20 protein-coding genes are annotated in these 22,360 nt (G+C 69.9%); 8 read left to right on the top strand and 12 right to left on the bottom strand.

What is annotated here, in order from left to right:
- Nucleotides 1-16 precede the first annotated feature (16 nt).
- The 10 genes from FLV34_RS28830 to FLV34_RS28785 all read right to left on the bottom strand — a co-directional run bounded on the left by FLV34_RS28830 (nucleotide 17) and on the right by FLV34_RS28785 (nucleotide 10,431).
- Entirely contained in the window at nucleotides 17-808 is a 792-nt protein-coding gene (locus tag FLV34_RS28830; protein WP_142648177.1) for an ABC transporter permease, read from the bottom strand.
- Entirely contained in the window at nucleotides 805-1,434 is a 630-nt protein-coding gene (locus tag FLV34_RS28825; protein ID WP_142648178.1) for an ABC transporter ATP-binding protein, read from the bottom strand. Before FLV34_RS28825 ends, FLV34_RS28830 begins: the two co-directional genes overlap by 4 nt.
- A 32-nt stretch (nucleotides 1,435-1,466) precedes the next feature.
- Nucleotides 1,467-2,102 carry a hypothetical protein gene (locus FLV34_RS28820; protein ID WP_142648179.1) on the bottom strand — a complete coding sequence of 212 codons (636 nt, stop codon included), beginning with the start codon at nucleotides 2,100-2,102 and terminating at the stop codon, nucleotides 1,467-1,469.
- Nucleotides 2,103-2,220: 118 nt separating this feature from the next.
- Entirely contained in the window at nucleotides 2,221-3,654 is a 1,434-nt protein-coding gene (locus FLV34_RS28815; protein WP_142648180.1) for an ATP-binding protein, read from the bottom strand.
- A gap of 148 nt (nucleotides 3,655-3,802) precedes the next feature.
- Nucleotides 3,803-4,537 carry an N-acetyltransferase gene (locus tag FLV34_RS28810; protein ID WP_147944585.1) on the bottom strand — a complete coding sequence of 245 codons (735 nt, stop codon included), beginning with the start codon at nucleotides 4,535-4,537 and terminating at the stop codon, nucleotides 3,803-3,805.
- A gap of 58 nt (nucleotides 4,538-4,595) precedes the next feature.
- Nucleotides 4,596-6,068, bottom strand: a complete 1,473-nt coding sequence (locus tag FLV34_RS28805; protein ID WP_147944584.1) for an FAD-binding oxidoreductase — start codon at nucleotides 6,066-6,068, stop codon at nucleotides 4,596-4,598.
- A 146-nt stretch (nucleotides 6,069-6,214) separates the two neighbouring features.
- The gene (locus FLV34_RS28800) at nucleotides 6,215-7,672 is read right to left on the bottom strand and encodes an NADH-quinone oxidoreductase subunit NuoF family protein (protein ID WP_261985942.1); all 1,458 of its coding nucleotides are present in this window, start codon (nucleotides 7,670-7,672) and stop codon (nucleotides 6,215-6,217) included.
- Nucleotides 7,669-8,550, bottom strand: coding sequence for a hypothetical protein (locus FLV34_RS28795; protein ID WP_147944583.1), 882 nt, complete (start codon nucleotides 8,548-8,550; stop codon nucleotides 7,669-7,671). The genes FLV34_RS28800 and FLV34_RS28795 overlap by 4 nt, the downstream gene beginning before the upstream one ends.
- Nucleotides 8,551-8,667: 117 nt before the next feature.
- Nucleotides 8,668-9,807 (bottom strand): DUF1996 domain-containing protein, encoded by a 1,140-nt coding sequence (locus tag FLV34_RS28790; RefSeq protein WP_147944582.1) that lies wholly within the window; start codon nucleotides 9,805-9,807, stop codon nucleotides 8,668-8,670.
- Nucleotides 9,808-9,828: 21 nt separating this feature from the next.
- Nucleotides 9,829-10,431, bottom strand: a complete 603-nt coding sequence (locus FLV34_RS28785) for a DUF4142 domain-containing protein (RefSeq protein WP_147944581.1) — start codon at nucleotides 10,429-10,431, stop codon at nucleotides 9,829-9,831.
- A gap of 123 nt (nucleotides 10,432-10,554) precedes the next feature.
- Between FLV34_RS28785 and FLV34_RS28780 the strand changes: the two genes are divergently transcribed.
- The 4 genes from FLV34_RS28780 to FLV34_RS28765 all read left to right on the top strand — a co-directional run bounded on the left by FLV34_RS28780 (nucleotide 10,555) and on the right by FLV34_RS28765 (nucleotide 17,569).
- The gene (locus FLV34_RS28780; protein WP_312845745.1) at nucleotides 10,555-11,133 is read left to right on the top strand and encodes a sigma-70 family RNA polymerase sigma factor; all 579 of its coding nucleotides are present in this window, start codon (nucleotides 10,555-10,557) and stop codon (nucleotides 11,131-11,133) included.
- On the top strand, nucleotides 11,133-11,333 hold the full coding sequence (locus FLV34_RS28775; protein ID WP_142623997.1) for a zf-HC2 domain-containing protein: 201 nt from the start codon (nucleotides 11,133-11,135) through the stop codon (nucleotides 11,331-11,333). The genes FLV34_RS28780 and FLV34_RS28775 overlap by 1 nt, the downstream gene beginning before the upstream one ends.
- Nucleotides 11,334-11,774: 441 nt before the next feature.
- Nucleotides 11,775-12,596 (top strand): tryptophan 2,3-dioxygenase, encoded by an 822-nt coding sequence (locus FLV34_RS28770; RefSeq protein ID WP_142648185.1) that lies wholly within the window; start codon nucleotides 11,775-11,777, stop codon nucleotides 12,594-12,596.
- Between the two features lie 26 nt (nucleotides 12,597-12,622).
- A complete protein-coding gene (locus FLV34_RS28765) occupies nucleotides 12,623-17,569 on the top strand; it encodes an NAD-glutamate dehydrogenase (RefSeq protein ID WP_147944580.1) in 4,947 nt (1,648 codons plus the stop codon).
- 13 nt (nucleotides 17,570-17,582) lie between these two features.
- Here the strand turns inward: FLV34_RS28765 and FLV34_RS28760 are convergent, their stop codons facing one another.
- A complete protein-coding gene (locus FLV34_RS28760) occupies nucleotides 17,583-18,653 on the bottom strand; it encodes a hypothetical protein (protein WP_142648187.1) in 1,071 nt (356 codons plus the stop codon).
- A gap of 83 nt (nucleotides 18,654-18,736) precedes the next feature.
- Between FLV34_RS28760 and prfB the strand changes: the two genes are divergently transcribed.
- Nucleotides 18,737-19,855 (top strand): peptide chain release factor 2, encoded by a 1,119-nt coding sequence (gene prfB / locus FLV34_RS28755; protein WP_142648188.1) that lies wholly within the window; start codon nucleotides 18,737-18,739, stop codon nucleotides 19,853-19,855.
- Here prfB and FLV34_RS28750 read toward each other — a convergent pair.
- Nucleotides 19,849-20,037 carry a hypothetical protein gene (locus FLV34_RS28750; protein ID WP_030509253.1) on the bottom strand — a complete coding sequence of 63 codons (189 nt, stop codon included), beginning with the start codon at nucleotides 20,035-20,037 and terminating at the stop codon, nucleotides 19,849-19,851. The two genes, prfB and FLV34_RS28750, sit on opposite strands and share 7 nt — an antisense overlap.
- Before the next feature lie 179 nt (nucleotides 20,038-20,216).
- Between FLV34_RS28750 and ftsE the strand changes: the two genes are divergently transcribed.
- The 3 genes from ftsE to smpB are packed head-to-tail and all read left to right on the top strand — an operon-like array spanning nucleotide 20,217 to nucleotide 22,359.
- Complete coding sequence (gene ftsE / locus FLV34_RS28745) at nucleotides 20,217-20,906, top strand: cell division ATP-binding protein FtsE (protein WP_079315626.1); 690 nt, start codon at nucleotides 20,217-20,219, stop codon at nucleotides 20,904-20,906.
- A 14-nt stretch (nucleotides 20,907-20,920) separates the two neighbouring features.
- The gene (gene ftsX, locus FLV34_RS28740) at nucleotides 20,921-21,820 is read left to right on the top strand and encodes a permease-like cell division protein FtsX (RefSeq protein WP_142623990.1); all 900 of its coding nucleotides are present in this window, start codon (nucleotides 20,921-20,923) and stop codon (nucleotides 21,818-21,820) included.
- A gap of 56 nt (nucleotides 21,821-21,876) precedes the next feature.
- Nucleotides 21,877-22,359: an SsrA-binding protein SmpB gene (gene smpB, locus FLV34_RS28735; RefSeq protein ID WP_142648189.1), complete on the top strand. Its 483-nt coding sequence runs from the start codon at nucleotides 21,877-21,879 to the stop codon at nucleotides 22,357-22,359.
- Nucleotide 22,360: the final 1 nt, after the last annotated feature.

Raw genomic sequence — 22,360 nt, 5'->3', positions numbered from 1 at the left:
GCTCCTGACGGGGGACTCATGGATGCGTTGCTGTCACCGGCACACCGACCGGCCCCTGCGCGCGCGTACGGCCGACGAAGGCGGAGATGCCGAGGGCCACCGTGGCCAGCGCCCAGCACACGGCCGGGCCGACGGCGTTCCAGGGCACCGTGTCGATGGCCACGGCCGCGACCGCCGCCTGCATCGGCCCGTAGTCGGGCAGGAAACGCACCAGGACACTGGTAGCGGCCGGGGTGGCGAGCGGGCTCTGCAGGGCCAGGTCGATCGAGCAGATGACGGTGACGAGGACCAGGCCGGCCAGGTCGCTGGTCAGCACCGCGGCGAGCGCGATGCCGATCCCTCCGTAGATCAGCGCTCCACCGGCGAGGGCGGCGGCGAGCAGCAGGGGCTGCGCGGTCGGATGGGTCAGGCAGATCAGGCCGGTCGCGTAGAGCGCGATGACGAGCGCAACCACCACCAGGGCGGTGAGCTTCGCCGCGATCAGGCACAGCTGGGGGAACCCGGATCGCACCAGCCGGCGGTCGAACGACGCCGAGTTCATCGTGGTCACGAACATCATGAATCCGGTGATCAGCGCCAGGATCTGCAGCGCCCCGCCGAGCTGGTTGAGCACGCCGGCCGGCAGCGTGACGGTCCGGTCGGCGGCCCGGACGAAGAACGGCAGCGGGATCTCCAGGGACAGGGCGTAGATGAGGATCACCCACACCGGGATGAAGAGCACGATGATCACCAATGCCAGCCGGTTGCGCAGGTGCTCCACGAACGTCATGCGCACGGCGGTGGCGTAGCAGGCCCAGTGACCTCTCATGCGGCACCGGTCCTGTCCGCGGCCCGCAGCACGCCGCCCTCCAGCCGGTGGAGGGTGTCGAGACGGGCCGCGTCGTACGCGAGGTGGGAGACCACCAGCACCGAACGGCCGCGTCCGCGCAGCTCCTCGGCCAGGTCCCAGAACCGTACGTAGGTCTCCCAATCGAAGCCCTGGTAGGGCTCGTCGAGCAGGAGCAGGTCCGGGTCGTGCATGAGGGCCAGGACGAGGTTGAGCTTCTGCCGCGTGCCGCCGCTCAGCGTGGCGGGGCGGGCCCGGCGGGAGCCGGAGAACCGCAGCGCCTCCATCAGCTCCTCGGCCCTGCGCAGGTCTTCCAGGCCGTAGGCGACCTGGAAGAACCGCAGGTGCTGGTCGACCGTGAATGCGTCGTGCAGCACCGTCTCCTGCGGGCAGTGTCCGATGCGCCCGCCGTGGCGCACCGACCCGCCGTCCGGCCGCAGGTCGCCGGCGAGGACGCGCAGCAGCGTGGTCTTGCCCGCGCCGTTCTCCCCGACGACCCCCGCCACCCGGCCGGGCGGAAGGTCGAGATCCACACCACGCAGGACCGGGTTGCCCCGGTAGCTCTTCCGTACGTCCCGCACCCGCAGCACGGCCTCATCCGACGGCATTCGGCACCCTTCCCGCCCCGGCCCCGCGTCGGCTACTTGTCGACGGCGATGAAGGCGACCGTGCCGCTGCCCTGGGCGCTGCTCACGCCCTTGCTGGAGCACTGGCTGATGTCCGAGGTGGGCGCGGCCTTCCCGGCGATCCGCTTGCCCTTGAGCTTCCCTTCGGTGACCTCGCCGACCAGCATCATGTCGCCCGGGTTGTACGAGGCGATCCCGTCGAGGTTGGGGTGGACCGTGGAGGTGCCCAGCGTCTTGCCCTGGGCGTCCTTCCAGGTGATGGTGCCCGTGCCGGCGACGTTCTGGACGCCCGTGCAGGACGCCTGCCCGGTGCCCTTGAAGGTGGCCGTGCCCGAGCGGATGTTGGGGAAGCTCCCGTCGGGAGAGGCGCAGCCGGTGAGCGCCACGGCGCCCTTGGCGGTCACCGCGCGGGCCTCCTTGCCCACCGCGGGGTCGGCGGTGATCGGGCCGCTGGTGCTCACCGCGCAGGTGAGCACGGTGTGGCCGCCCGGCTGCTTGGGCGAGGGATCGGCGACCGGCCTGGTGTTCTGGCTGCCGCCGCCCGACGTCCCCTGGGCGACCGACGGGAGGACCGTCAGGGCCAGGCCGACGACACCCGCCGCGGCGCCGACGCCGCAGGCCAGGTAGACGCGCGATCGAGAAAGGTTCATGGACATCCCCCCGGGAATATTGCTGACGGTAATTTACTTATCACAGACAGTAACTAGAGGGTTGGTTGGTCGACGCAGGTCAGATGGCACTTCCCCATCGCTGCTCTCGCTCAGGGCGTCAGACGCGCTCGTAGTGAGTGAACTTTCCTCGGCCGCCATGCTGTCGCACGTAGCCTTGCTCGCGTAGGCCGCGGAGAGCCTTGCGGATGTTCGGTGCCGTGAGATCGAGCATCTCGACCAACTGTGCGACGGTGAGGGCCCCGTGCGTGAGGGCGTCAAGGACGCGTGACTCGGTGGCGTTCAACGGGTCGGCTGCCGGAATGGTGACGATGGGCCGGTGCAGGATGGCGACGAACCGAATGCCCGCGTCGATGTAGTGAGCGGGAGGTAGACGGGCTTCTGTGAGCGCCGCTCCCACAGTGGGAATGCCGCTGGCGAGCGCCTCGATGACTCGGCCGCCGCTGAATGGGGAACGCACGTTCTGGCAGATGGCGACGAGCCGCGCGTTGCGTGCGGACGTGACCGCTTCTTTGCCGAGACGGTCGACCGTTATGCCGTAGAGCCCTCCGGGGTTCGTGATCACAAGACGATCCCGGCGAAGCCTGATTTCCACGGCCATCCCCGCTGACCAGTGATCGAGATCGCGGTGGACCAACGCGTTGGCGACCAGTTCACGAAAGGCGACAAGCGGATAGGCGGGCAGGTCCCGGACGGTGCCGTCGAGCCCCGCCACGACGGCCGTATCGAAGGTTCGTCTGGCCCACTCCATGGCTGCGTCGAGCATTCGGGGAATGGGTCCGGTCAGGACGGCCAGGTTGCGTGCCCGGGAACCGGGTGGATCTCCTGGCAGTGGGTCGGCGGATATCTGGATGGCGTATCGAGGGAACCACTGTTGCGGATGCGTGCCCAGAGCCAGTAGCCCAGCGACCGTAGGTCTGCCGTCGACGGCGGTTACTCCGGCGCGGCACAGCAGTTCATCGTCCCGGACGAAGCGCCCCAGCCCCTGCTGATCGCGCTCGCGGACCGCCTCAACGAATGCTTTCACCAGTTCGAGGTCAAGGTCCGCCGAGGTGGCTCCCTCGACCAGAGGTCGATCGAACATAGGTGCTCGTCGCGCCGCGATGAAGGCCTGTTCTTCGATATCCGAGAGCCGGAAATCGCCGTCGTATCCTCGCAGATAGGAGGCGCCCGTGGCGGTGACCCGGCACGGTTTGGCGGACTTGTCGCACTCGTGCACCCTCGCCACTACGACCGGAGCGCCGTAGGCGATGCCGTCGTCCAAAGTCAGGCGGACAGGTGGCGTGAACGAGCGCGCCTTCGCCGCGAGGCCCTGTTTCAGTGACTGCACGTTCGGCAGTGGAACCGGCCGGAACCCGAACCGTTCATCCAGCCCGAGGATTATCGTTCCGCCGCCGGGTAGATTCGCGAGCGCACTCAGAGTCGGGGTCAGCGACTCGGGGAGTCCTCCGGCAGCCGACTTGACCTCTATGGCCGTCGAGTCCCCGCCGGCTGCCCGAAGCTCATCGATGAGATGGCTCACGTCCTCAGGCATGCGGGAAATGTAACTGCGGTCAGTTACATTTCGTGGGTCGTCGGTTACATTTCCTGGAGCTCCCGATCGGTGAACCGTCGGGGAAGCCGGTCTCCGCACTGCGGTCACATCAAGGCGATGAGAGCGTGATGACCGGTCTGCTTTGCGGTCAGATCGCTACCGTCATCGTGGTGTCGGTGACCTGGAAACCGAGCCTTTTGTACAGGTGGCGGGCGGGGTTGCCCTCGGTGACCACCAGGCCCAGGCCGCTCAGCCCGTCCGCGCCGGCGCGGGCCAGGGTGGCCGACAGCATGAGCGCGCCGAGACCTCGCGGCGACCGGTCCGGGTGCCGGAACACGTCCGCGATCCACGGTCCCCGGTCCGAGTCGTGCGCGAACACGCCGCCCACCACCTCGCCTTTACCAGCGGAGTCCTCCCGTACGGCAAGGACGCTGCAGGCGAGCAGGGGGCCGATCTCCTCGCCGCTCAGGAGCGGAACGAGCTCCTCCTCCAGGGCCTTTTCGGGATCCCGTGGCTGGTGGTCGGGGTGGCCGGGCGGGTAGGCCGCGAACCACGCGGGGAGGATCTCGGCGGGCGGCCGATCACAGGGGACGAGCAGAAAGCCGTCCGGAGCGGTGCCCCCGACCGGCTCGGCGACCGGCAGGTCGCACCGCATCACGTGCATGTGCCGCAGCAGCCGCGCGCCCCGGTCGAGCAGTGCCCGGCCGAGCTCGACCGGCGCGGAGACCGCCCAGCCGGGCATCCGCGACATGATCGCGTCGGCGGCTCCCGGGCCGATGTCCTCGATCGCGTACGCCCAGGGGCTGCCGTCGCGGACGCCTTCCCGATAACTGCACACCGGGACGCCGTGGGGGCCGGTCATCGTCCGCCGTTCCTCGGTCATACCGCGAGGCTCGCGCAGCCCGCCCCGCCCGGCAACCGGTTAACAGCGTCGCGGCCCGTCAGACGCCCTGGGGCAGGCGGAACAGGCGGTGGGGGTCGTACGCCGCCTTGACCTGGGCCAGCCGGGCGGCGTTGGCGCCGTAGTACTGCTGCCGCCAGTTCTTGAGCTCCGGATCGACGTAGTTCACGTACGCGTGGTCGCCGAAGTGGGGCCGCATGGCGGCGTGGGCGGCCCTGGCCCAGGCGGCGGCGCCGGAGAAGTGGGAGAAGTACTGCACGCCGAACAGCGCCTTGCGGTGCGGGAAGGCGGTGGCGTCGGGGCGCACCCGGGCGACGGCGCCGCCGAGCGCGTCGAGCATCACGATGTGCCGTCCTGGCGCGGCGACCTGGGCCACCAGCGCCTTGATCCCGGCGGACGACAGCGGCTTGTAAGCGAAGTGCGACTTGGCCGAGAACGAGTCGCGGACGAGCTTGCCGCTCGGGTTCTGCCCGGGGAGCGTGCCGGGACGGTGGCACTGGGCCACGGACGCCGACGCGCAGCCCGCCTCCACCATCATCGCGTGGTCGTAGGCGGACGTCGCGACGTAGCGGGTCGAAGGGCTCGAACCGACGCGGTCGACGAGCTTCTGCAGCAGGTTCTCGCACGCGGTCTTGCCGCCGATGTAGAGGCCGCCGACCATCACGTCGAGCGACGGGTCGTGGCCGAGATGGCAGTTGGACCACATCGCGTCGGGCGCGGCGGGCGCCCACGCCTGCCATGCCTTCAGCACGGCCGCGGCCTTCGCCCAGGGCCAGTGTAGGAAGAACAGGGTCACCGAACGCGTCCGATGCGTCCGGAACGTGAACGACGTCGCCACGCCGAAGTTGCCGCCGCCGCCTCCCCTGGAGGCCCAGTAGAGGTCCGGGTGCGAGGTCGGCGAGCAGGTCAGCACCTTCCCGTCCGCCGTGACCACCTTCAGCGACTCCAGCACGTCGCAGGTCAGGCCATATTGCCGCGACACCACGCCGATGCCGCCGCCCAGGGTGAGCCCGGCGACCCCGACCGTCGGGCAGGAGCCCGCGGGGATGCTGACGCCGTGCGCGGCCAGCTTGGCGTACACGTCGACCAGACGTGCCCCGGCGCCGACCGTGGCGTGGCCGCTCGCGTAGGACACGCCGCTCATCGGCGACACGTCGATGACGAGCCCGCTGCCCGTGGACCAGCCCGCGTAGCTGTGGCCGCCCGACCGGGAGGTCACCGGCACGCCGTAGCGCCGGGCGAACGCCAGGCACTCCGACACGTCCCCCGCCGTCTTGCAGTAGGCCACCCCGGCCGGGCGGGCGGAATCGAAGGCCGAGTTGAACACGCGGCGCGCGTTGTCGTACGACGCATCGCCGGGGCGGATCAGCTTGCCGTCCAGCCCCCGTCCGAGCGCGGACCAGTCGGCGGGACGGGGCCCCGCGGCGGCGAAGGCCGCACCCGAAGCCGCACCGGTAACGGCGGCGGCCCCGGCCAGAGCCGAAACGCGAAGGAAACTCCGTCTGTCGATCATGGTCGTACTCCCCGAGGTGCTGATCTCCCTCGTTGAGACGCTCATGGAACCGGTCAGGTTGGTAACAACCACATCACTTCGGTCCTACTCCCCGGCCCTGTCCCGCGGAGCCGTCTGCCGGAGCCACACGCCGGGGTGAACCGAGGTCACTTCGTGCCTATGCGGAGGGCCAGCGCGGGGCACATCTCCACGGCCTTCTGCGCCTCGCCCAGCAGCCACGAGGGCACTCCGGTGTCCATGAACACCGGGAAGCCGTGCCGGTCGAGCTTGACCAGCTCGGGCACGAGGTGCGCGCACAGGCCGTGGCCCTGGCAGCGGGTCCAGTCGACGACGAGCCTGGCGTCCTGCGCGTCCTCGATCGGCAGCGGCAGCACGCCCTTGGTCGTCCGCCCGCAGCCGCCGTGGAAGCGGTGCTCCTCCACGTCGTCGGCGAACGCGTCGAGCGCCGACAGCGCGAACCTGGCCGAGCCGTCCGGGTGGAAGCAGGCGCCCCGGCCCTTCACCGCGGCTGCGGCCCGGCGGATCAGCTCGGGGCCCTCCGGGTCGCCGTCCTGGAGCCGGCGGCAGGCCCGCGCGAGGTCCGGCAGCCCGAGGCGGCACGGCCCGCACTGCCCGGCCGACTGCGCGGCGAGGTAGTTCGCCACCCGCGCCGTCTCGCCGAGCGGGCAGGTGTCCTCGCCCAGAACCACCACGATGCCCGCGCCCAGCTCGCCGCCCGCCTCCTTCGCGCCGCGCCGCGACAGGATCGCGCCGTACGCGTCCTCGGCGGCCATCCAGGTGCCGTGGTAGCCGCCGAGCAGTAGCCCGTCGCCGATCTTCGCCTCGCACAGGTTCAGCACGTCGGCCAGCGGCACGCCCGGCGTCACCTCCACGACCGCGGGGGTCGCCACCGAGCCGCCGACCGTGAGCAGGATCGTCCCCGGCTCCTGGACGGTGCCCACCGCGGCGTACTCCTCCGGCCCCAGCTCGGCGAGCACGGCGAGCTGGGCGAAGGTCTCGGTGTTCGACAGCAGAGTGGGCAGCCCGCGCACCCCGCTGTCGCTGGAGCGGACCTTGCGGCCCGGGGGCAGGCCCGCCTCGCCGTTGACCGCGCGGACGAGCGCGCCGCCCTCGCCCGAGACGAACCTCTCCTGGATGCCCGCGACGCGCACCAGGCCGGTGAGGCCGCGCTCGGCCACGGCGGCGGTCACCGACGCCTCGGCCAGCTCGCCGGCGCCGACCGCGATCACCACCTCGCGGGAGCCGAGCGCGCTCGCCGCGAGCAGCGCGCCTTCCAGGACGAGATGGGGCGCCCGGGTGAGCAGGGTCTTGTCCTTGAGGCTGGCGGGCTCGCCCTCGGCGGCGTTCACCAGCACGACCGTCTCGCTGTCGCGGGCGCGGGAGGACACGGCGCGCAGCTTGCGCGCGAACGGGAACGCGGCTCCGCCCCGGCCCCGCAGGTCCACCTCCTCGGCCATCGAGATCAGCGCGTCCACGGTCTGGCTCGGGAGCCGGTCGTGGAACCTGTAGTGCGCGTTCAGGTCGAGCCTGCGGTGGTCGTCCAGCCCAGCGGTGAGCCGGGCCGGGCCGAGCCGCCGGACATGGGAGACGCGGTAGGGAATCACACGATCCTCCGGAGGCGGGGTTCCTGGGGGGTGGGAGGTGTGCCGGGCATGTCGAGGACGTCGTGGGGATCGGTGCCGGTGCGGCCGAGGACGGCGGCCTCACGTGGCGCCTGCTGCCGCCGTACGGCGGGCCGCGGCGCGGCGAGGTCCTCCCGGGACATGCGGCCGGCGCTCCACTCGGCGTTCCAGTCGCCGGTCGGCGCCTGCCGGGCGGGCCGGGTGGCGGCGGCGAGCCGGATCAGCAGGGCGGCGCCGACCGCCGCAAGGCACGCCACGTAGCTGAAGGTCACCCAGGGGGCGGCGGTCCGGCCCGCGGTCAGGCCGTGCAGGATCGCCACCGGCCAGGCGAGATAGGCCAGGTCGTGCAGCCCGCGCCACAGCCAGGGCCGCTCCGCCTGGGCGAACCTGCCGCGCATCACGCCGGTCGCGACGATCACGACGAACAGGTCCGAGGCCACGGCCCCCAGCGACACGTAGACGTTGGTGGTGGGGATCACCGACCCGTACGGCGGCACCAGCCCGGCGGCGATCTTCATGCCGATGTGGACGATCAGGAAGCCGATGCCGAGCAGCGCCATGGCGCGGTGCACGAGCTGGACGCGCACCCGTTGCGAGATCGGCAGGACGACGCGGTCGGTCGCCGCCAGGCCGAGGGCGACCGTGGTCGTGAGGCCGACGAGCGAGAAGACCCCGGCGTAGAACGTGAGGAACGCCTGGGCGTCGGCGAGGAACGCCGCGCCGCCGCTGGTCCGGGTGGCGGCGAGCCCTCCGGTGAGGGCCAGGGCGACCACGGCGCCGAGGGCGATCCGCACGCCGCGCCTTTCGAGATCGAGGCCGGGATCCGGCCGGGTGTGCCGGGGAGCCCGTCTGCTGGGCAAGGATTCCTCCGTTTCGTCGATGCGGGCTCGATGCGGGAGGGTGCCGCTCCCCGTCCTCAGGCGGGGGTGGTCTGCGAAAGGACCGGACGGGGAACGGCACGATCGGGGTTCGGCGGCTCAGCAGCGCAGGCCGCGGTTGACGCAGGTGACGACCGTGTTCATCAGCCGGTCGGGCATGACGTTCTCGAAGTCGGCGTGGTCGGTGATCGGGTTGTGCCGCTGCTCGGGGAAGCTGTCCACCGCGAACGACGGCCCGCTCGGCACCGAATAAGCCAGCGTCATGCGCAGCTGCGGGATCGCGCGGGTGCCCGCGGGGCAGGCGCCGTTCGCGCCGGGGAACACGACGTGGGTCCGGTGGTTGGCACTGTCGGTGTTCCGGCCGTCCCAGCAACTGGGGAAGTCGAGCACGCGCAGCACCAGGCTGCCCCGGGGGCAGAGCGGATATTTGCTGGTGAGCCGGTTGGTGAAGCCGGTGCAGGTCCACTGCGCCCTGGCGTTGGCGCCGCCGTTGGTGGCCGCCTTCGCGTCGCCGGTGATCAGTTTGAGGAAGCGGGGCATCGCGACGACCCTGCTGACCGGGTTGCCGCGGAACTGCAGCGTGACCGACCGCGCCAGGAGGATCCTGCCGATGTTGCCCTCGGACGCGCCGCCCGGCTCGTCCGCGCCCGGGTTCGCGCCCGTACCGGAGCCGCCCGCACCTGAGCCCGTACCGGAGCCCGGGCCCCGGCCGCGCCCGGTGCGGAAGCGCCCCTCCTGGAACCGTCCTTCCTGGGATCGGGCGGAGGCGTCCGGCGAGGGGGAGGCCGATGGTGCCGCCTGGGCGGCGCCGACGCCGGTCCGGCTGCGCAGCACGGGCCAGAAGTACGCCGACTTGTCGCCGAACCGGCAGGTGGTGCCGCCCGCGGCGAGGCTCTGGTCGGTGGAGAAGCCGTTGGTGGTGAGGTTGCCGACATAGTCGTGCACGTGGTGCGCGCCGTTCGACACCCCCGGCGTGACGATGTGGTTGTCGGAGTTGCGGTGGCCGTTCTCGTTGCGCCCGCAGCGTGAGGTGAACGAGCCGCGCCCGGCGCGTACGCCGGTGTCGCCCGGCGGGACCTGCCGGATGTCGACGAAGTCCTCCAGGGCCGGGCCGACGTCCTCGCACTCCGCGCCCTGGACGGAGGGGTCGCAGTGGTCGGCGAACGCGGGCCGGCCCACACCGGTCAGCGAGCCTGCGATCAGTACGCCCGCCATCGCGAGCACGAGCCGTTTTCGCATGGAGTCTCCCTAAAGACAGTGCTAGACCGTGGGGGTGGGCAGCGTGGAGTAGTCGACGAGCCCGGTGCCTTCGAGCAGCGTCATGTGCTTCATCACGACGTCGACCGCCTGCCCGGCGAAGTCGCGGATCAGGCTGTTGCGGGTGTCCGCGCGTACGGCGGAGACGAAGGTGAACACCTTGCCGTGCGCGTCGCGCAGGCGGGCGGTGAAGACGCGGTCGAAGTCGGCGCCGCGCAGGGGCGCCATCTCGTCCAGCCACCCGCCCTGGTCGGGGTTGGGCTGGTCCGGCAGCGGGACGGCGAGCTTGGCGGCGAGCTCCCTGACCGCCGCGTCGAGCTTGGTGTGGTCCTCGACGAGGTGCATGCCGGCGTCCTTGACCTTGGCGCTGCCGGCCCGGTCCTGGGCCCAGCGGCCGGCGGGGATCTCCCAGAGCCCCGCCCAGCGCACGCGGACCAGCAGGTCGCGGTCGGCCGGGCCCAGCGGGCCGTAGGGGGTCTGCGTCCAATCCGGCCCGGTCCAGCCCGGCTGCGACGACGCACTCCGAGGGACGACCACGACGACCGTGACGGCCGCCGCGAAGAGGAAGACGCCGAGCACCAGGAGTTCCCCAAACCGGAACCGCATCGTGCCTCCTTTCGTGACCTTCGGTCGGAGGTACGCGGTCTCCTCGGGCGCGGTTCAGGAAATAGTCAGAAATGACTGGAGTTACGGATGTGGTGTACGAACCAGTAACCCTGGTGCAAATATGTGGCCGTGCGTCGACAACTCGACAGCCGGTTCGTGCGTCTTGACCCCCCCGACTATGACGCTGACAACGACGATCGGGACGAACGCCTGATCCGGGAGCTGTACCGCGAGTTCGGCGGTCCGCTGCTGCGTCATGTGCGCAAGACGACCGGCAACGACCTGCAATGGGCTGAGGACGTCGTCCAGGAGACGCTCGTGCGTGCCTGGCGCAACTCGGCGAAGCTGACGTGGGAGCCGCCCCTGCTGTGGGCGTGGCTCCTCACCGTCGCCCGCCGCATCGTGATCGACGGGCGCCGCAGGCGCGGCGTACGGCCGAGGGAGGTGGAGGCTCCCGAAGAGGACAGCATCGCCGTACCGGACGGCTCGGACCGGACGCTGGCGGCCATCGTGGTCGCGGACGCGCTGCGGCACCTGTCGAGTCAGCACCGGGAAGTTATCGAAGAGACATACTTACGGGACCGGACGGTAAGCCAAGCGGCCGAGGTTCTGGGCATCCCACCGGGTACCGTGAAATCCAGGCTCTTTTACGCCCTGCGCGCACTTCGCACGGCCCTGAAGGAGAGGGGGGTGGCCAGCTGATGTCCGCGTCGTCGCCGCACTTCGACGTGGCAGCGTACGCCCTGGGAGTGCTGGACGACGACGACGCCGAGGCGTTCGAGCGGCACCTCGACGAATGCGCGCCATGCCGGGCGGAACTGCTGGAGGCACAGGAGCTGCCCGGCATGCTCGACGCCTTCAAGGACGGCTCCGTCTCCTCCTCGGAGCGTTCCCACCCCTGATCGTCCGGCGCCGGCGGCCCGCGGCAGACGGCCGCGGTACGGCCCGAAGATCGCCCGTCGGCCGCGGCCGCTGTCAAGATCCTGGCCCGGCGTCCGCTCTGGTCCACGAAGACGGCCGTACGCTCCGGACGGTGATCTTCCACGACGCGTGATCGCACGCGAGTCGAAAGCAGCTTCGAGGAGTGCACACCGTCTCGTGATCCGGAATTTCGGATTTCCCGATGGCCGGCGCGCGGCTTTCCGATCATCGCGGGGCGGCGCGCGCATCGGACCCCTCGGCGGGGGTGTGGCTGGTTAAATGGGGCAAGGTCAACCCCCTGATCACAAGGGTCTGGACCAAGTTGACGTTTGTGCCGTTTTGGGGTGATATCGGGGGCGGTGGTGCCGGCCTTTCGGTCAATGGGGACCGGAAGGAGCGCGCCCATCGTGGAGGAGTGGCGCATGCCTGCGACGCCGTACGGCCGGGCCGGGTCCGGAGACGTCCTGCCCCCGCCGCGCAGTTTCGGCGAGGAGGGCGCGCGCCTGTCCTATGGCGGTTATCTCCGCCTCCCCGAGCTGCTCGCTCAGCAGGAGCAGCGATCCGGGGCCAGCGACGAACTGCTGTTCATCACCGTTCACCAGGTCTATGAGCTGTGGTTCAAGCTCCTCCTGCACGAGCTGGAGCGGATCAGGGACGCGATGATCGAGGGCGCCCTGTGGCGTGCCAGGCACCTGTTCCGCCGGGTCCACGCGGTGGAGAAGGTGCTGGTCGACCAGGTCCAGGTGCTGGAGACCATGACCCCCCAGGACTTCCTGGAGTTCCGATCGGTGCTCGCCCCCGCGAGCGGCTTCCAGTCGGTGCAGTTCCGCGAGCTCGAGTTCCTCTCCGGCGCCAAGGACCCGACGTACCTCGGCCGGCTGCGGGACGCGAGCGAGGCGGAGCTCGCCAGGCTCCGGCGTCGGCTCGACGAGCCGACGCTGTGGGACGCCTTCGTCACCGCCCTCTCCCAGCGGGGCCTGCCTGTCTCCGACGAGGAGATCATGGAGTCCCTGCTGGCCGTCGCCCGCGACCGGGGATCGTACGACGATCTGTGGGATCTGGCCGAAGATCTCCTCACCCACGACGAGACGACGGCGCTCTGGCGGATGAGGCACGTGCAGATGGTGGAGCGCCAGATCGGCACGAAATCCGGTACGGGGGGCTCTTCTGGGGCACCGTACTTGAGGGGAAGGACGCGTTTGCACTTCTTTCCCCTGCTCTGGGAACTGCGGGCCTGGCTTTGAATCCTCACAAGGGAGTGAGTAGCGACATGCCGCTCGAAATGGCGCTAAGTCGGCAGGAATCGGATGAAGCGCTGGATGAGCTTCTCCGCATCGCCGCCGAGAGATGCGCGCACGCGCCGGGAGCGCTGCAGGTGGAGGGCGAGGACGTCCTGGCCTTCCTACGGCGGTACTACCGGAACGTTCCGGTCGAGGACCTGGCCGACCGCGACCCGGTGAACGTCTACGGCCCCGCGATGGCCCACCGCCACCTGGCCCAGCACCGGCCGCAGGGACGCGCGCTGGTCCGCGCGTTCACTCCCACTCTGGAGGAGCACGGCTGGGACCCGGGCCGCTCGGTGGTCCAGATCGTCACCGACGACATGCCGTTCCTCGTCGACTCGGTGACGACGGAGCTGGACCGGCACGAGATCGGCACCCACCTGATCGTCCATCCGCAGATGCGGGTGCGCAGGGACATGACCGGCGAGCTGCTCGGCCCCGACAAGGAGGACGTCACCGGGCAGGTCATCCGCGAGTCGTGGATGCACATCGAGATCGACCGGCAGACCGATCAGGCCGTGCTCAAGGAGCTGGAGAACGACCTGCAGCGGGTGCTGCTCGACGTGCGCTGCGCGGTCGAGGACTTCGCCAAGATGCGGGCGATGGCCGTGCAGACCGCCGAGGACCTGGCGGTCAACCCGCCGCCGCTCGACCCCGCGCAGGTCGAGGACGGCGTGGAGCTGCTGCGCTGGCTGGCCGACGGCCACTTCACGTTCCTCGGCTACCGCGAATACCGCCTGGAGGACACCGACGGCGGCGCGGCGCTGCGCGGCCTGCCCGGCACCGGGCTCGGCATCCTGCGGGCCGACAAGCCCGGATCGGCCAGCTTCGCGGCCCTGCCGCCGGCCGTGCGGGAGAAGGCGCGGGAGAAACAGCTCCTCATCGTCACCAAGGCCAACAGCCGGGCCACCGTCTATCGGCCCCACTACCTCGACTACATCGGGATCAAGGTCTTCTCACCCGAGGGCGAGGTGATCGGCGAGCGCCGTTTCCTCGGCCTGTTCACCCACGTGGCGTACAACGAGTCGATCTCCCGGATCCCGGTGCTGCGGCGCAAGCTCGCCGAGGTGCTGGAGCGGGCCGGGCTGTCGCCCGACAGCCACGACGGCAAGGATCTGATGGAGATCCTGGAGACCTACCCGCGCACCGAGCTCTTCCAGATGTCCGTGGACGAGCTGCTGCCCATCGCGCTCGGCGTGCTGCGGCTGCGCGAGCGCAAGCAGGTCAAGCTGTTCCTGCGCCGCGACGACTACGGCCGCTACATCTCCTGCCTGATCTTCCTGCCGCGCGACCGCTACACCACCAAGGTGCGCCTGCACATGCAGCGCATCCTGATGGACGCGCTCGGCGGCAGCTCGCTCGACTACAGCACGATGATCGGCGAGTCGGCGCTGGCCCGGCTGCACATCGTGATCCGCGGCGAGCGCGGCAAGCCGCTCGCCGACACCCCGGTCGACGTCGAGGAGCTGGAGGCGCGGCTGGCCGCCACCACCCGGACGTGGGAGGACGACCTCGCCACCGCGATCAATGAGCTGTGCCCGGAAGAGGACGCGCCCCGGCTGCTGCGCCGCTACGGCTCCGCCTTCCCCGAGGGCTACAAGGCCGACTTCCCCGCGCGTACGGCCGTCGCCGACCTCAAGCGGCTGGAGGCGCTCGCCGAGGACCCCAACGCCATCGGCATCAACCTCTACGAGCCGTACGGCGCGGCCGAGGGGGAGCGGCGCCTGAAGCTCTACCGGCTGGGCGCGCCGATCTCGCTGTCGCGGGTGCTTCCGCTGCTCACCCGGATGGGCGTCGAGGTGGTGGACGAGCGGCCCTACGAGATCGACCGTGACCACGACCCCCGCACCAAGGACGCCTGGATCTACGACTTCGGCCTGCGCTACACCCCCTCAGAGGAGGTGCACCGCGACGAGTTCAAGCGGCTCTTCCAGGACGCGTTCGCCGTGCTGTGGCGTGGCGAGGTGGAGAACGACGGCTTCAACGCGCTCGTGCTGGCCGGCGGGCTCACCTGGGAGCAGGCCGAGATCCTCCGGGCGTACGCCAAGTATCTGCGGCAGGCCGGCACGACGTTCAGCCAGTCGTACATAGAGAAGGTGCTGCGCGGGAACGTGCGGCTGGCCCGGCTGCTGGTGCGGCTGTTCGAGGCCAGGCTCGACCCGCGCCGGCCCGACGACGCCAGGGCGGAGGTCTGCGACGCGCTGACCGAGGAGATCCTCGCCTCGCTGGACGAGGTGGCCTCGCTCGACGAGGACCGCATCCTGCGGGCCTACCTGGAGATGATCCAGGCGACGCTGCGCACCAACGTCTTCCAGGCCGCGCGCGACGACGGCCGCGACGCCGGCGACGCGGGCAGCCAGTTCGTCACCGGCAGGCGCAAGCCGTACATCTCGCTGAAGTTCGACCCGCAGGCGATCAGCGTGCTGCCGCGGCCCCGGCCGAAGTACGAGATCTTCGTGTACTCGCCGCGCGTCGAGGGCGTGCACCTGCGCTTCGGCAAGGTCGCCCGCGGCGGCCTGCGCTGGTCGGACCGCATGGAGGACTTCCGCACGGAGATCCTCGGCCTGGTCAAGGCGCAGATGGTGAAGAACACCGTCATCGTGCCGACCGGCTCGAAGGGCGGCTTCGTCGTCAAGCAGCCCCCGGCCGGCGGACGCGACGAGTTCCTCGCCGAGGGCGTGGCCTGCTATCGCCAGTTCATCTCGGGCCTGCTCGACCTCACCGACAACCTGGCCGCCGGGCAGGTCGTGCCGCCGCCCGACGTCGTGCGGCACGACGGCGACGACACCTACCTCGTGGTGGCCGCCGACAAGGGCACCGCGACGTTCTCCGACATCGCCAACGAGGTGGCCAAGGAGTACGGCTACTGGCTCGGGGACGCCTTCGCCTCCGGCGGGTCGGTCGGCTACGACCACAAGGTCATGGGCATCACCGCGAGGGGCGCCTGGGAGTCGGTCAAATACCACTTCCGCACGCTCGGCGTGGACGTGCAGACCACCGACTTCACCGTGGTCGGCATCGGCGACATGTCCGGCGACGTGTTCGGCAACGGGATGCTCCTGTCGGAGCACATCCGGCTCGTGGCGGCCTTCGACCACCGGCACGTGTTCATCGACCCCGACCCCGACCCGGCGCGGAGCTTCGCCGAGCGGCGGCGGCTGTTCGAGCTGCCCAGAAGCTCCTGGGACGACTACGACAGGAAGCTCATCTCGGCGGGCGGCGGCGTGTGGCCGCGCACCGCGAAGTCGATCCCGGTGTCGCCCCAGACGCGCGCCGCGCTCGGCCTGCCGTCCAACGTCACCGCGCTCGCGCCGAACGACCTGATCAGCGCGATCCTGCGGGCCCCCGTCGACCTGCTGTGGAACGGCGGCATCGGCACGTACGTCAAGGCGTCGTCGGAGACCCACGCCGACGTGGGCGACAAGGCCAACGACGCGCTGCGGATCAACGCGTCCGAGCTGCGCTGCAAGGTCGTGGGCGAGGGCGGCAACCTCGGCTTCACCCAGCGCGCCAGGATCGAGTTCGCCCTGAACGGCGGGCTGATCAACACCGACTTCATCGACAACTCGGCCGGTGTGGACACCTCCGACCACGAGGTGAACATCAAGATCCTGCTCGACCAGGTCGTCCGCGACGGCGAGATGACCGACAAGCAGCGCAACCAGCTCTTCCTCGACATGACCGACGAGGTGGGCAGGCTGGTCCTGGAGGACAACTACGCCCAGAACGTCGTGCTCGCGGCGGCCCGGGCGCAGGCGCCGGAGATGCTGCACATCCACTCCCGCTATCTGCGGAAGCTGGAGCGGGCCGGGCTGGTCGACCGGGAGCTGGAGTTCCTGCCCTCGGACAAGGTGCTCGCCGAGCGGCGCCAGGCCGGGCTCGGGCTCACCAACCCCGAGTTCGCGGTGCTGCTCGCCTACACCAAGCTCGTGGTGGACGCCGAGCTGCTGCAGTCGGACATCCCCGACGACCCGTCGCTGGCGTCGTGGCTGGTGTCGTACTTCCCCTCGGCCCTGCGGGAGCGCTTCCGGCCGTACATGGACTCCCACCCGCTGCGCCGGGAGATCATCACGACCCGGATCGTCAACGACGTGGTGAACTTCGGCGGGACGAGCTTCGTCTTCCGGTTCGGGGAGGAGACCGGCGCCTCGACGCCCGACATCGTGCGGGCCTACCTGGTGACGCGGGAGGTCTTCGACCTGCCGTCGTTGGTGCGCCAGATCGAGGAGCTGGACAACGAGGTGGACACCTCCACTCAGCTCGCGATGCTGTTCGAGGCCCGCAAGCTGTCCGAGCGCGGCACCCGCTGGCTGCTCGGCAACCGCCGTCCGCCGCTCGACCTCTCCTCCACGGCCCGCTACTTCATCGAGGGCGCGAGCGGCCTGCTGCCCCACCTGCCCAAGCTGCTGACCGGCCCCGACCTCGTGGCGTACGAGGAGCGCAGGGACTCCTTCGTGGCCAGGGGCGTGCCCGGCGAGCTGGCCGAGCGGGTCGCGGCGATGGTGCCGGCCTACTCCACGTTCGACCTGGTGGAGATCGCGGCCTACACCGGCCGGCCGGTGAGCGAGGTGGCCGAGGTCTACTTCGACCTGGCCGACCGGCTCCAGCTCGCCCGGCTGCGCGAGCGGGTGATCGCGCTGCCGCGCGACAGCCGGTGGAACTCGATGGCCAGGTCGGCGCTGCGCGACGACCTGTACGCCGCCCACGCGACGCTGACCAGGGACGTGCTGATCCACAGCCGGCCGGGCCTGTCGCCGGAGGAGCGGCTGGCGAGCTGGACGGAGGCCAACCAGGCCGCGGTGACGCGGTCGCGGCAGACGCTGTCGGAGATCTGGGAGAGCGACACCTTCGACCTGGCGACGCTGTCGGTGGCGCTGCGCGCGGTGCGGACGCTGGTGTCCACCAGCAACCTCCCCCACGCGGTGGAGGAGTGACCGTGCCCGGTGATCAGTGGTTGGAGCCGCCGGTGACGATGCCCTCGTAGCCGACGACGTGCGCGGGCGCGGTGGACGCCTTGGGCGGCACCGCGCTCACGTACTGCTGGGTCTCGATGATCTGTCGCTTCTGCCGGATGAACAGGCTCTTGGCGGGGTTCAGCAGCCAGCGGGCCTCCGCGGGCACCGCCACCGGACGTCCCTCGCCGCACTTGAGCCCCTGGGGGCTGGGGGTCCACGAGGACGTGCGGATCAGCGTGTAGAGCATCATCGCGCCGCCGTCGCTCGTGCGCAGCGCGAAGATCGGATAGTTGGGGGCAGAGGCGAAGATCGACTCGTAGTTCATGCAGTCGTCGGCCTTGGCCGTCTCCTTGGCCTTGCTGATCTCGTCGTAGAAGCCCGTGGTCTGCGGTCCCGGGGCGATCAGCCCGGAGGCGTAGCCCTTGGTGCCCTCCTCGGCGACCGTGGCGTGCAGCGGGCCCATCAGGTTGGGGCTGATGGCCACCGAGGTGTCGCGGGCCTCCAGCGCCGTGGCGTACCCGTCCTCGTCGAGGGCGACCGAGGGCGGCGTCTCCCCGGGGTAGAGGAGCGACGCGAAGCTGTTGAGCCACCGCCCGTTCCGGCCCTGCCGTACGAACGTGAACACGCCCGTGCGGACCTCGCCGGAGGCGTCGCGCCGCCGCGCGGTGGCCGCGAACCAGACGTTCGAACGGCCGCTCTGCCGGGGCACGAGCACCGTGCGGCGATCCCACGTGTAGTGGGCGGGCTTGCCCGCCTGCGAGTGGATGCCGGCGATCGTGATGGGCCGCTGGCCGTCCTGGGTGAGCAGGAGCGCCCACCGGCCGGCCCCGGCCTGCCGCAGCACGTTGTCGGTGTCGAGGAACGCGTCGAACGCCTCGGAGGCCTCATCCAGGGTCACGGCCGGGGAATTCGCCGACGACGACGGGCTCGCGCCGGGACTCGGCAGGGCGGAGATGGCGGCCGCCGGGCTGGCCGTCGGCAGGGCCGGCTCGCCGCCCGAGCAGGCGACGACCGTGGAGGTGAGAAGGGCGAAGGCCAGCGCACTCCGAACGACCCCGTTCACGCCAGCCTCCCCATGCAATCGATGCACATGCTACCGAGGCGGACTGCCTGACCGGGTCTCCGATTCGCGTACCCTTTACAGACGTGGCAGTCATCGATCCAGCCGAAGAGATCAACGAGCTTAGCGGCACGCTGAAGGGCATTCAGGACGTGCTCGACCTCGACGCCCTGCGCAAGCAGATCGCCGAGTTGGAGGACCAGGCTGCCGCGCCCGACCTGTGGAACGACCCCGAGCAGGCGCAGCGCGTCACCAGCAAGCTCTCCCACCTGCAGGCCGAGGTCAACCGGGTGGACGGCCTGGGCCGCCGCCTGGAGGACCTGCCGGTCCTGTTCGAGCTGGCGTCCGAAGAAGGCGACGAGGACGCGCTGGCCGAGGCGGAACGGGAGCTCGCCGCGCTCAGGTCCGAGGTCAGCGCGCTCGAGGTCCGCACGCTCCTGTCGGGCGAGTACGACGCCCGCGAGGCGCTGGTGACCATCAACGCCCAGGCGGGCGGCGTCGACGCGGCCGACTGGGCCCAGATGCTGCTGCGCATGTATCTGCGGTGGGCCGAGCGCAAGGGCTACCCGGCGGAGGTCTACGAGACCTCCTACGCCGAGGAGGCCGGCATCAAGTCGGCCACGTTCACGGTCAAGGCCCCCTACGCGTACGGCACGCTCAGGGGCGAGCACGGCACCCACCGGCTGGTGCGGATCAGCCCGTTCGACAACCAGGGCCGCCGGCAGACCTCGTTCGCGGGCGTCGACGTGGTGCCCGTGGTCGAGCAGACCGATCACATCGACATCAACGAAGACGACCTGCGGATCGACGTCTACCGGTCGTCCGGGCCGGGTGGTCAGGGCGTGAACACGACCGACTCGGCCGTGCGGATCACCCACCTCCCGACCGGGATCGTGGTCTCCTGCCAGAACGAGCGGTCGCAGCTGCAGAACCGGGCGACGGCGATGGCCGTCCTCCAGGCCAAGCTGCTGGAGCGCAAGCGCCAGGAGGAGGCCGCGGCGATGAACGAGCTGCGCGGCGAGACGACGACCTCGTGGGGCACGCAGATCCGCAACTACGTCCTGCACCCCTACCAGATCGTCAAGGACCTGCGTACGGGCGTGGAGGCGGGCAACCCCTCCGCCGTGCTGGACGGCGACCTCGACGAGTTCATCGAGGGCGAGATCCGCTGGATGCGCCGCCAGGAGTCGGGTGACGGTCAGTAACCGCTGACGTGCGTGAGCGCGACGAGCGCCACGACCAGTAGCACGATCAGTGCGATGACCAGGGGCGACAGCCCCATGAACCCGTGGTGGTGAACCTTGGCGCGGCCCTCTCGGCAGACGGGGCAGCGCCCCTCCACCACGGGGCCCGCGCACGCGGCGCAGATCAGATGTTCGCAGCTCATAGCAGCTTTACCGCCCCATCGCCCAAGGGCTAATCGTTTTGTTTCCGTTATGGACGTTCCATGCCAGTGTTACCCCTAGACTGGCCTCTGGCCAAACGGAACGTCGATCCAGAGCAAAGTGACCGGCGACCCCCGGACCGGCCGTCCAACCCCCTAGACTGGCTAGCCGTGATGCGCCCGTGATCCATTTCGATAATGTCACCAAGGTCTACGCGAACCAAAACCGGCCCGCCCTCGACCACGTGAGCGTGGACGTCGACAAGGGCGAGTTCGTGTTCCTGGTCGGTCCGTCAGGGTCGGGGAAGTCCACCTTCCTCCGGCTGGTGCTGAAGGAGGAGCGGCCCAACAGCGGCTCCATCCACGTGGCCGGCAAAGACCTGTCGAAGCTGTCCAACTTCAAGGTGCCACACCTGCGCCGCCGTATCGGCTGCGTCTTCCAGGACTTCCGGCTGCTGCCGAACAAGAACGTCTACGAGAACGTGGCGTTCGCCCTGGAGGTCATCGGCAAGCCGCGCCGCTTCATCCGCAAGGTCGTGCCCGAGGTCATCGAGCTCGTCGGCCTGGAGGGCAAGGCGCACCGCATGCCGGAGGAGCTGTCCGGTGGCGAGCAGCAGCGGGTCGCCATGGCCCGCGCGTTCGTCAACCGGCCGATGATCCTGCTGGCCGACGAGCCGACCGGAAACATCGACCCCGCCACGAGCATCGGCATCATGAAGGTGCTCGACCGAATCAACAGGACCGGCACGACCGTCCTCATGGCGACACACGACGCCGCGATCGTCGACTCCATGCGCAAGCGCGTGGTCGAGCTCGAGGACGGCAAGATCGTCCGCGACCAGTCGCGCGGCGTGTACGGCCAGGCGTATTAGGAGTAACTGGGACCATGCGGGCCAACTTCATCTTCTCCGAGGTCTGGATCGGCCTTCGGCGCAACCTCACGATGACCATCGCGGTGATCGTGACGGTGGCGGTCGGCATGGCGCTGCTCGGCGTCGGACTGATGATCAACTCCCAGGTCTCGAAGCTGACCGGCTTCTGGAGCGACAAGGTCGAGCTGTCGGTCTACCTGTGCACCAAGGGCTCGCCCTTCGAACCGTGCAAGAACAGAGGCGCGGTCACGCAGGAGGAGAAGGGCAACCTGGAGCAGACGATCAAGGCGCTGCCGGACGTCGAGCGGGTGCAGTTCGAGAACCAGGCCCAGGCGTTCAAGAACTTCCAGAGCACGGAGAGCAACACGCTGCTGCTCTCGGTGACCAAGCCCGAGGACATGCCGGAGTCGTTCCGGGTCAAGCTGAAGGACCCGGAGAAGGCGGCGGCCGTGGCCGGCAGCCTCAAGGGGCAGCCCGGCGTCTCCAACGTCGTCAACGAGCGCGACCTGCTCCAGTCGGTCTTCGGCTTCATGGACACGCTGCGCAACGTGGCGCTGGGCATCGCGATCCTCATGGTGATCGCGGCGACCCTGCTGATCGGCAACACGGTCCGGCTCTCGGCGTACAACCGCCGGAGAGAGACCGGCATCATGCGGCTGGTGGGCGCCTCCAACATCTACATCCAGCTTCCGTTCGTGCTGGAGGGTCTGATCGCGGGCCTCATCGGCGGCGTTCTGTCCGGTGTGATCCTGATCATCGTCAAGGTCTTCATCTTCGAGTCGATCCAGACCTACATGGCCGCGCCCCTCGGCTGGGACACGGTCGCGGGTGTGATCACCGGCACGATGGCCATCGGCGTGCTCATCTGTGTGCTCGCCTCTTTCGTCACTCTGCGCCGCTACCTGCGGGTGTGAGCCCGCACCGCCGCGCAACTCGTTTCCGCCCTTCGAGGCGACGGTAGGCTCCCCTTATGCCACGTGAGACCGGGCGCAAGCTGATCGCCCAGAACAAGCGTGCCAGGCACGACTTCTTCATCGAGGACACCTACGAGGCCGGTCTCGTCCTGACCGGCACCGAGGTCAAGTCCCTGCGGGCGGGAAAGGCCAACCTGACCGACGGCTACGCGTCGGTCGAGGGCGGCGAGGTCTGGCTGATCAACGTGTACATCCCGGAGTACAGCCAGGGCACCTGGACCAACCACGCCGCCCGGCGGACGCGCAAGCTGCTGCTGAACCGCAAGGAGATCGGCAAGCTCGACGTGACGCTGAAGGAGAAGGGCCTCACGCTGATCCCGCTGTCGATGTACTTCAAGGACGGCCGGGCGAAGATCGAAATCGGCGTCGCGAGGGGTAAGAAGGACTACGACAAGCGGCAGACGCTCATGGAGAAGCAGGCCAACCGGGAGATGGCGCGGGCCATGTCGAACGCGGTCCGCCGCCGGGGGGGCCGTTAGC

Source organism: Microbispora sp. CSR-4 (genome assembly GCF_008033685.1).
Taxonomy (GTDB): Bacteria; Actinomycetota; Actinomycetes; order Streptosporangiales; family Streptosporangiaceae; genus Microbispora.
The sequence above is the reverse complement of the archived record's forward strand: the minus strand, read 5'-3'. Positions and strand labels throughout refer to the sequence as shown.

Coding starts and splice junctions, on each gene's coding strand:
- FLV34_RS28830 (WP_142648177.1), bottom strand. CDS start 808: ATGAGAGGTCACTGGGCCTGCTACGCCACCGCCGTGCGCATGACGTTC.
- FLV34_RS28825 (WP_142648178.1), bottom strand. CDS start 1,434: ATGCCGTCGGATGAGGCCGTGCTGCGGGTGCGGGACGTACGGAAGAGC.
- FLV34_RS28820 (WP_142648179.1), bottom strand. CDS start 2,102: ATGAACCTTTCTCGATCGCGCGTCTACCTGGCCTGCGGCGTCGGCGCC.
- FLV34_RS28815 (WP_142648180.1), bottom strand. CDS start 3,654: ATGCCTGAGGACGTGAGCCATCTCATCGATGAGCTTCGGGCAGCCGGC.
- FLV34_RS28810 (WP_147944585.1), bottom strand. CDS start 4,537: ATGACCGAGGAACGGCGGACGATGACCGGCCCCCACGGCGTCCCGGTG.
- FLV34_RS28805 (WP_147944584.1), bottom strand. CDS start 6,068: ATGATCGACAGACGGAGTTTCCTTCGCGTTTCGGCTCTGGCCGGGGCC.
- FLV34_RS28790 (WP_147944582.1), bottom strand. CDS start 9,807: ATGCGAAAACGGCTCGTGCTCGCGATGGCGGGCGTACTGATCGCAGGC.
- FLV34_RS28785 (WP_147944581.1), bottom strand. CDS start 10,431: ATGCGGTTCCGGTTTGGGGAACTCCTGGTGCTCGGCGTCTTCCTCTTC.
- FLV34_RS28775 (WP_142623997.1), top strand. CDS start 11,133: ATGTCCGCGTCGTCGCCGCACTTCGACGTGGCAGCGTACGCCCTGGGA.
- FLV34_RS28770 (WP_142648185.1), top strand. CDS start 11,775: ATGCCTGCGACGCCGTACGGCCGGGCCGGGTCCGGAGACGTCCTGCCC.
- FLV34_RS28765 (WP_147944580.1), top strand. CDS start 12,623: ATGCCGCTCGAAATGGCGCTAAGTCGGCAGGAATCGGATGAAGCGCTG.
- FLV34_RS28750 (WP_030509253.1), bottom strand. CDS start 20,037: ATGAGCTGCGAACATCTGATCTGCGCCGCGTGCGCGGGCCCCGTGGTG.
- ftsX (WP_142623990.1), top strand. CDS start 20,921: ATGCGGGCCAACTTCATCTTCTCCGAGGTCTGGATCGGCCTTCGGCGC.
- smpB (WP_142648189.1), top strand. CDS start 21,877: ATGCCACGTGAGACCGGGCGCAAGCTGATCGCCCAGAACAAGCGTGCC.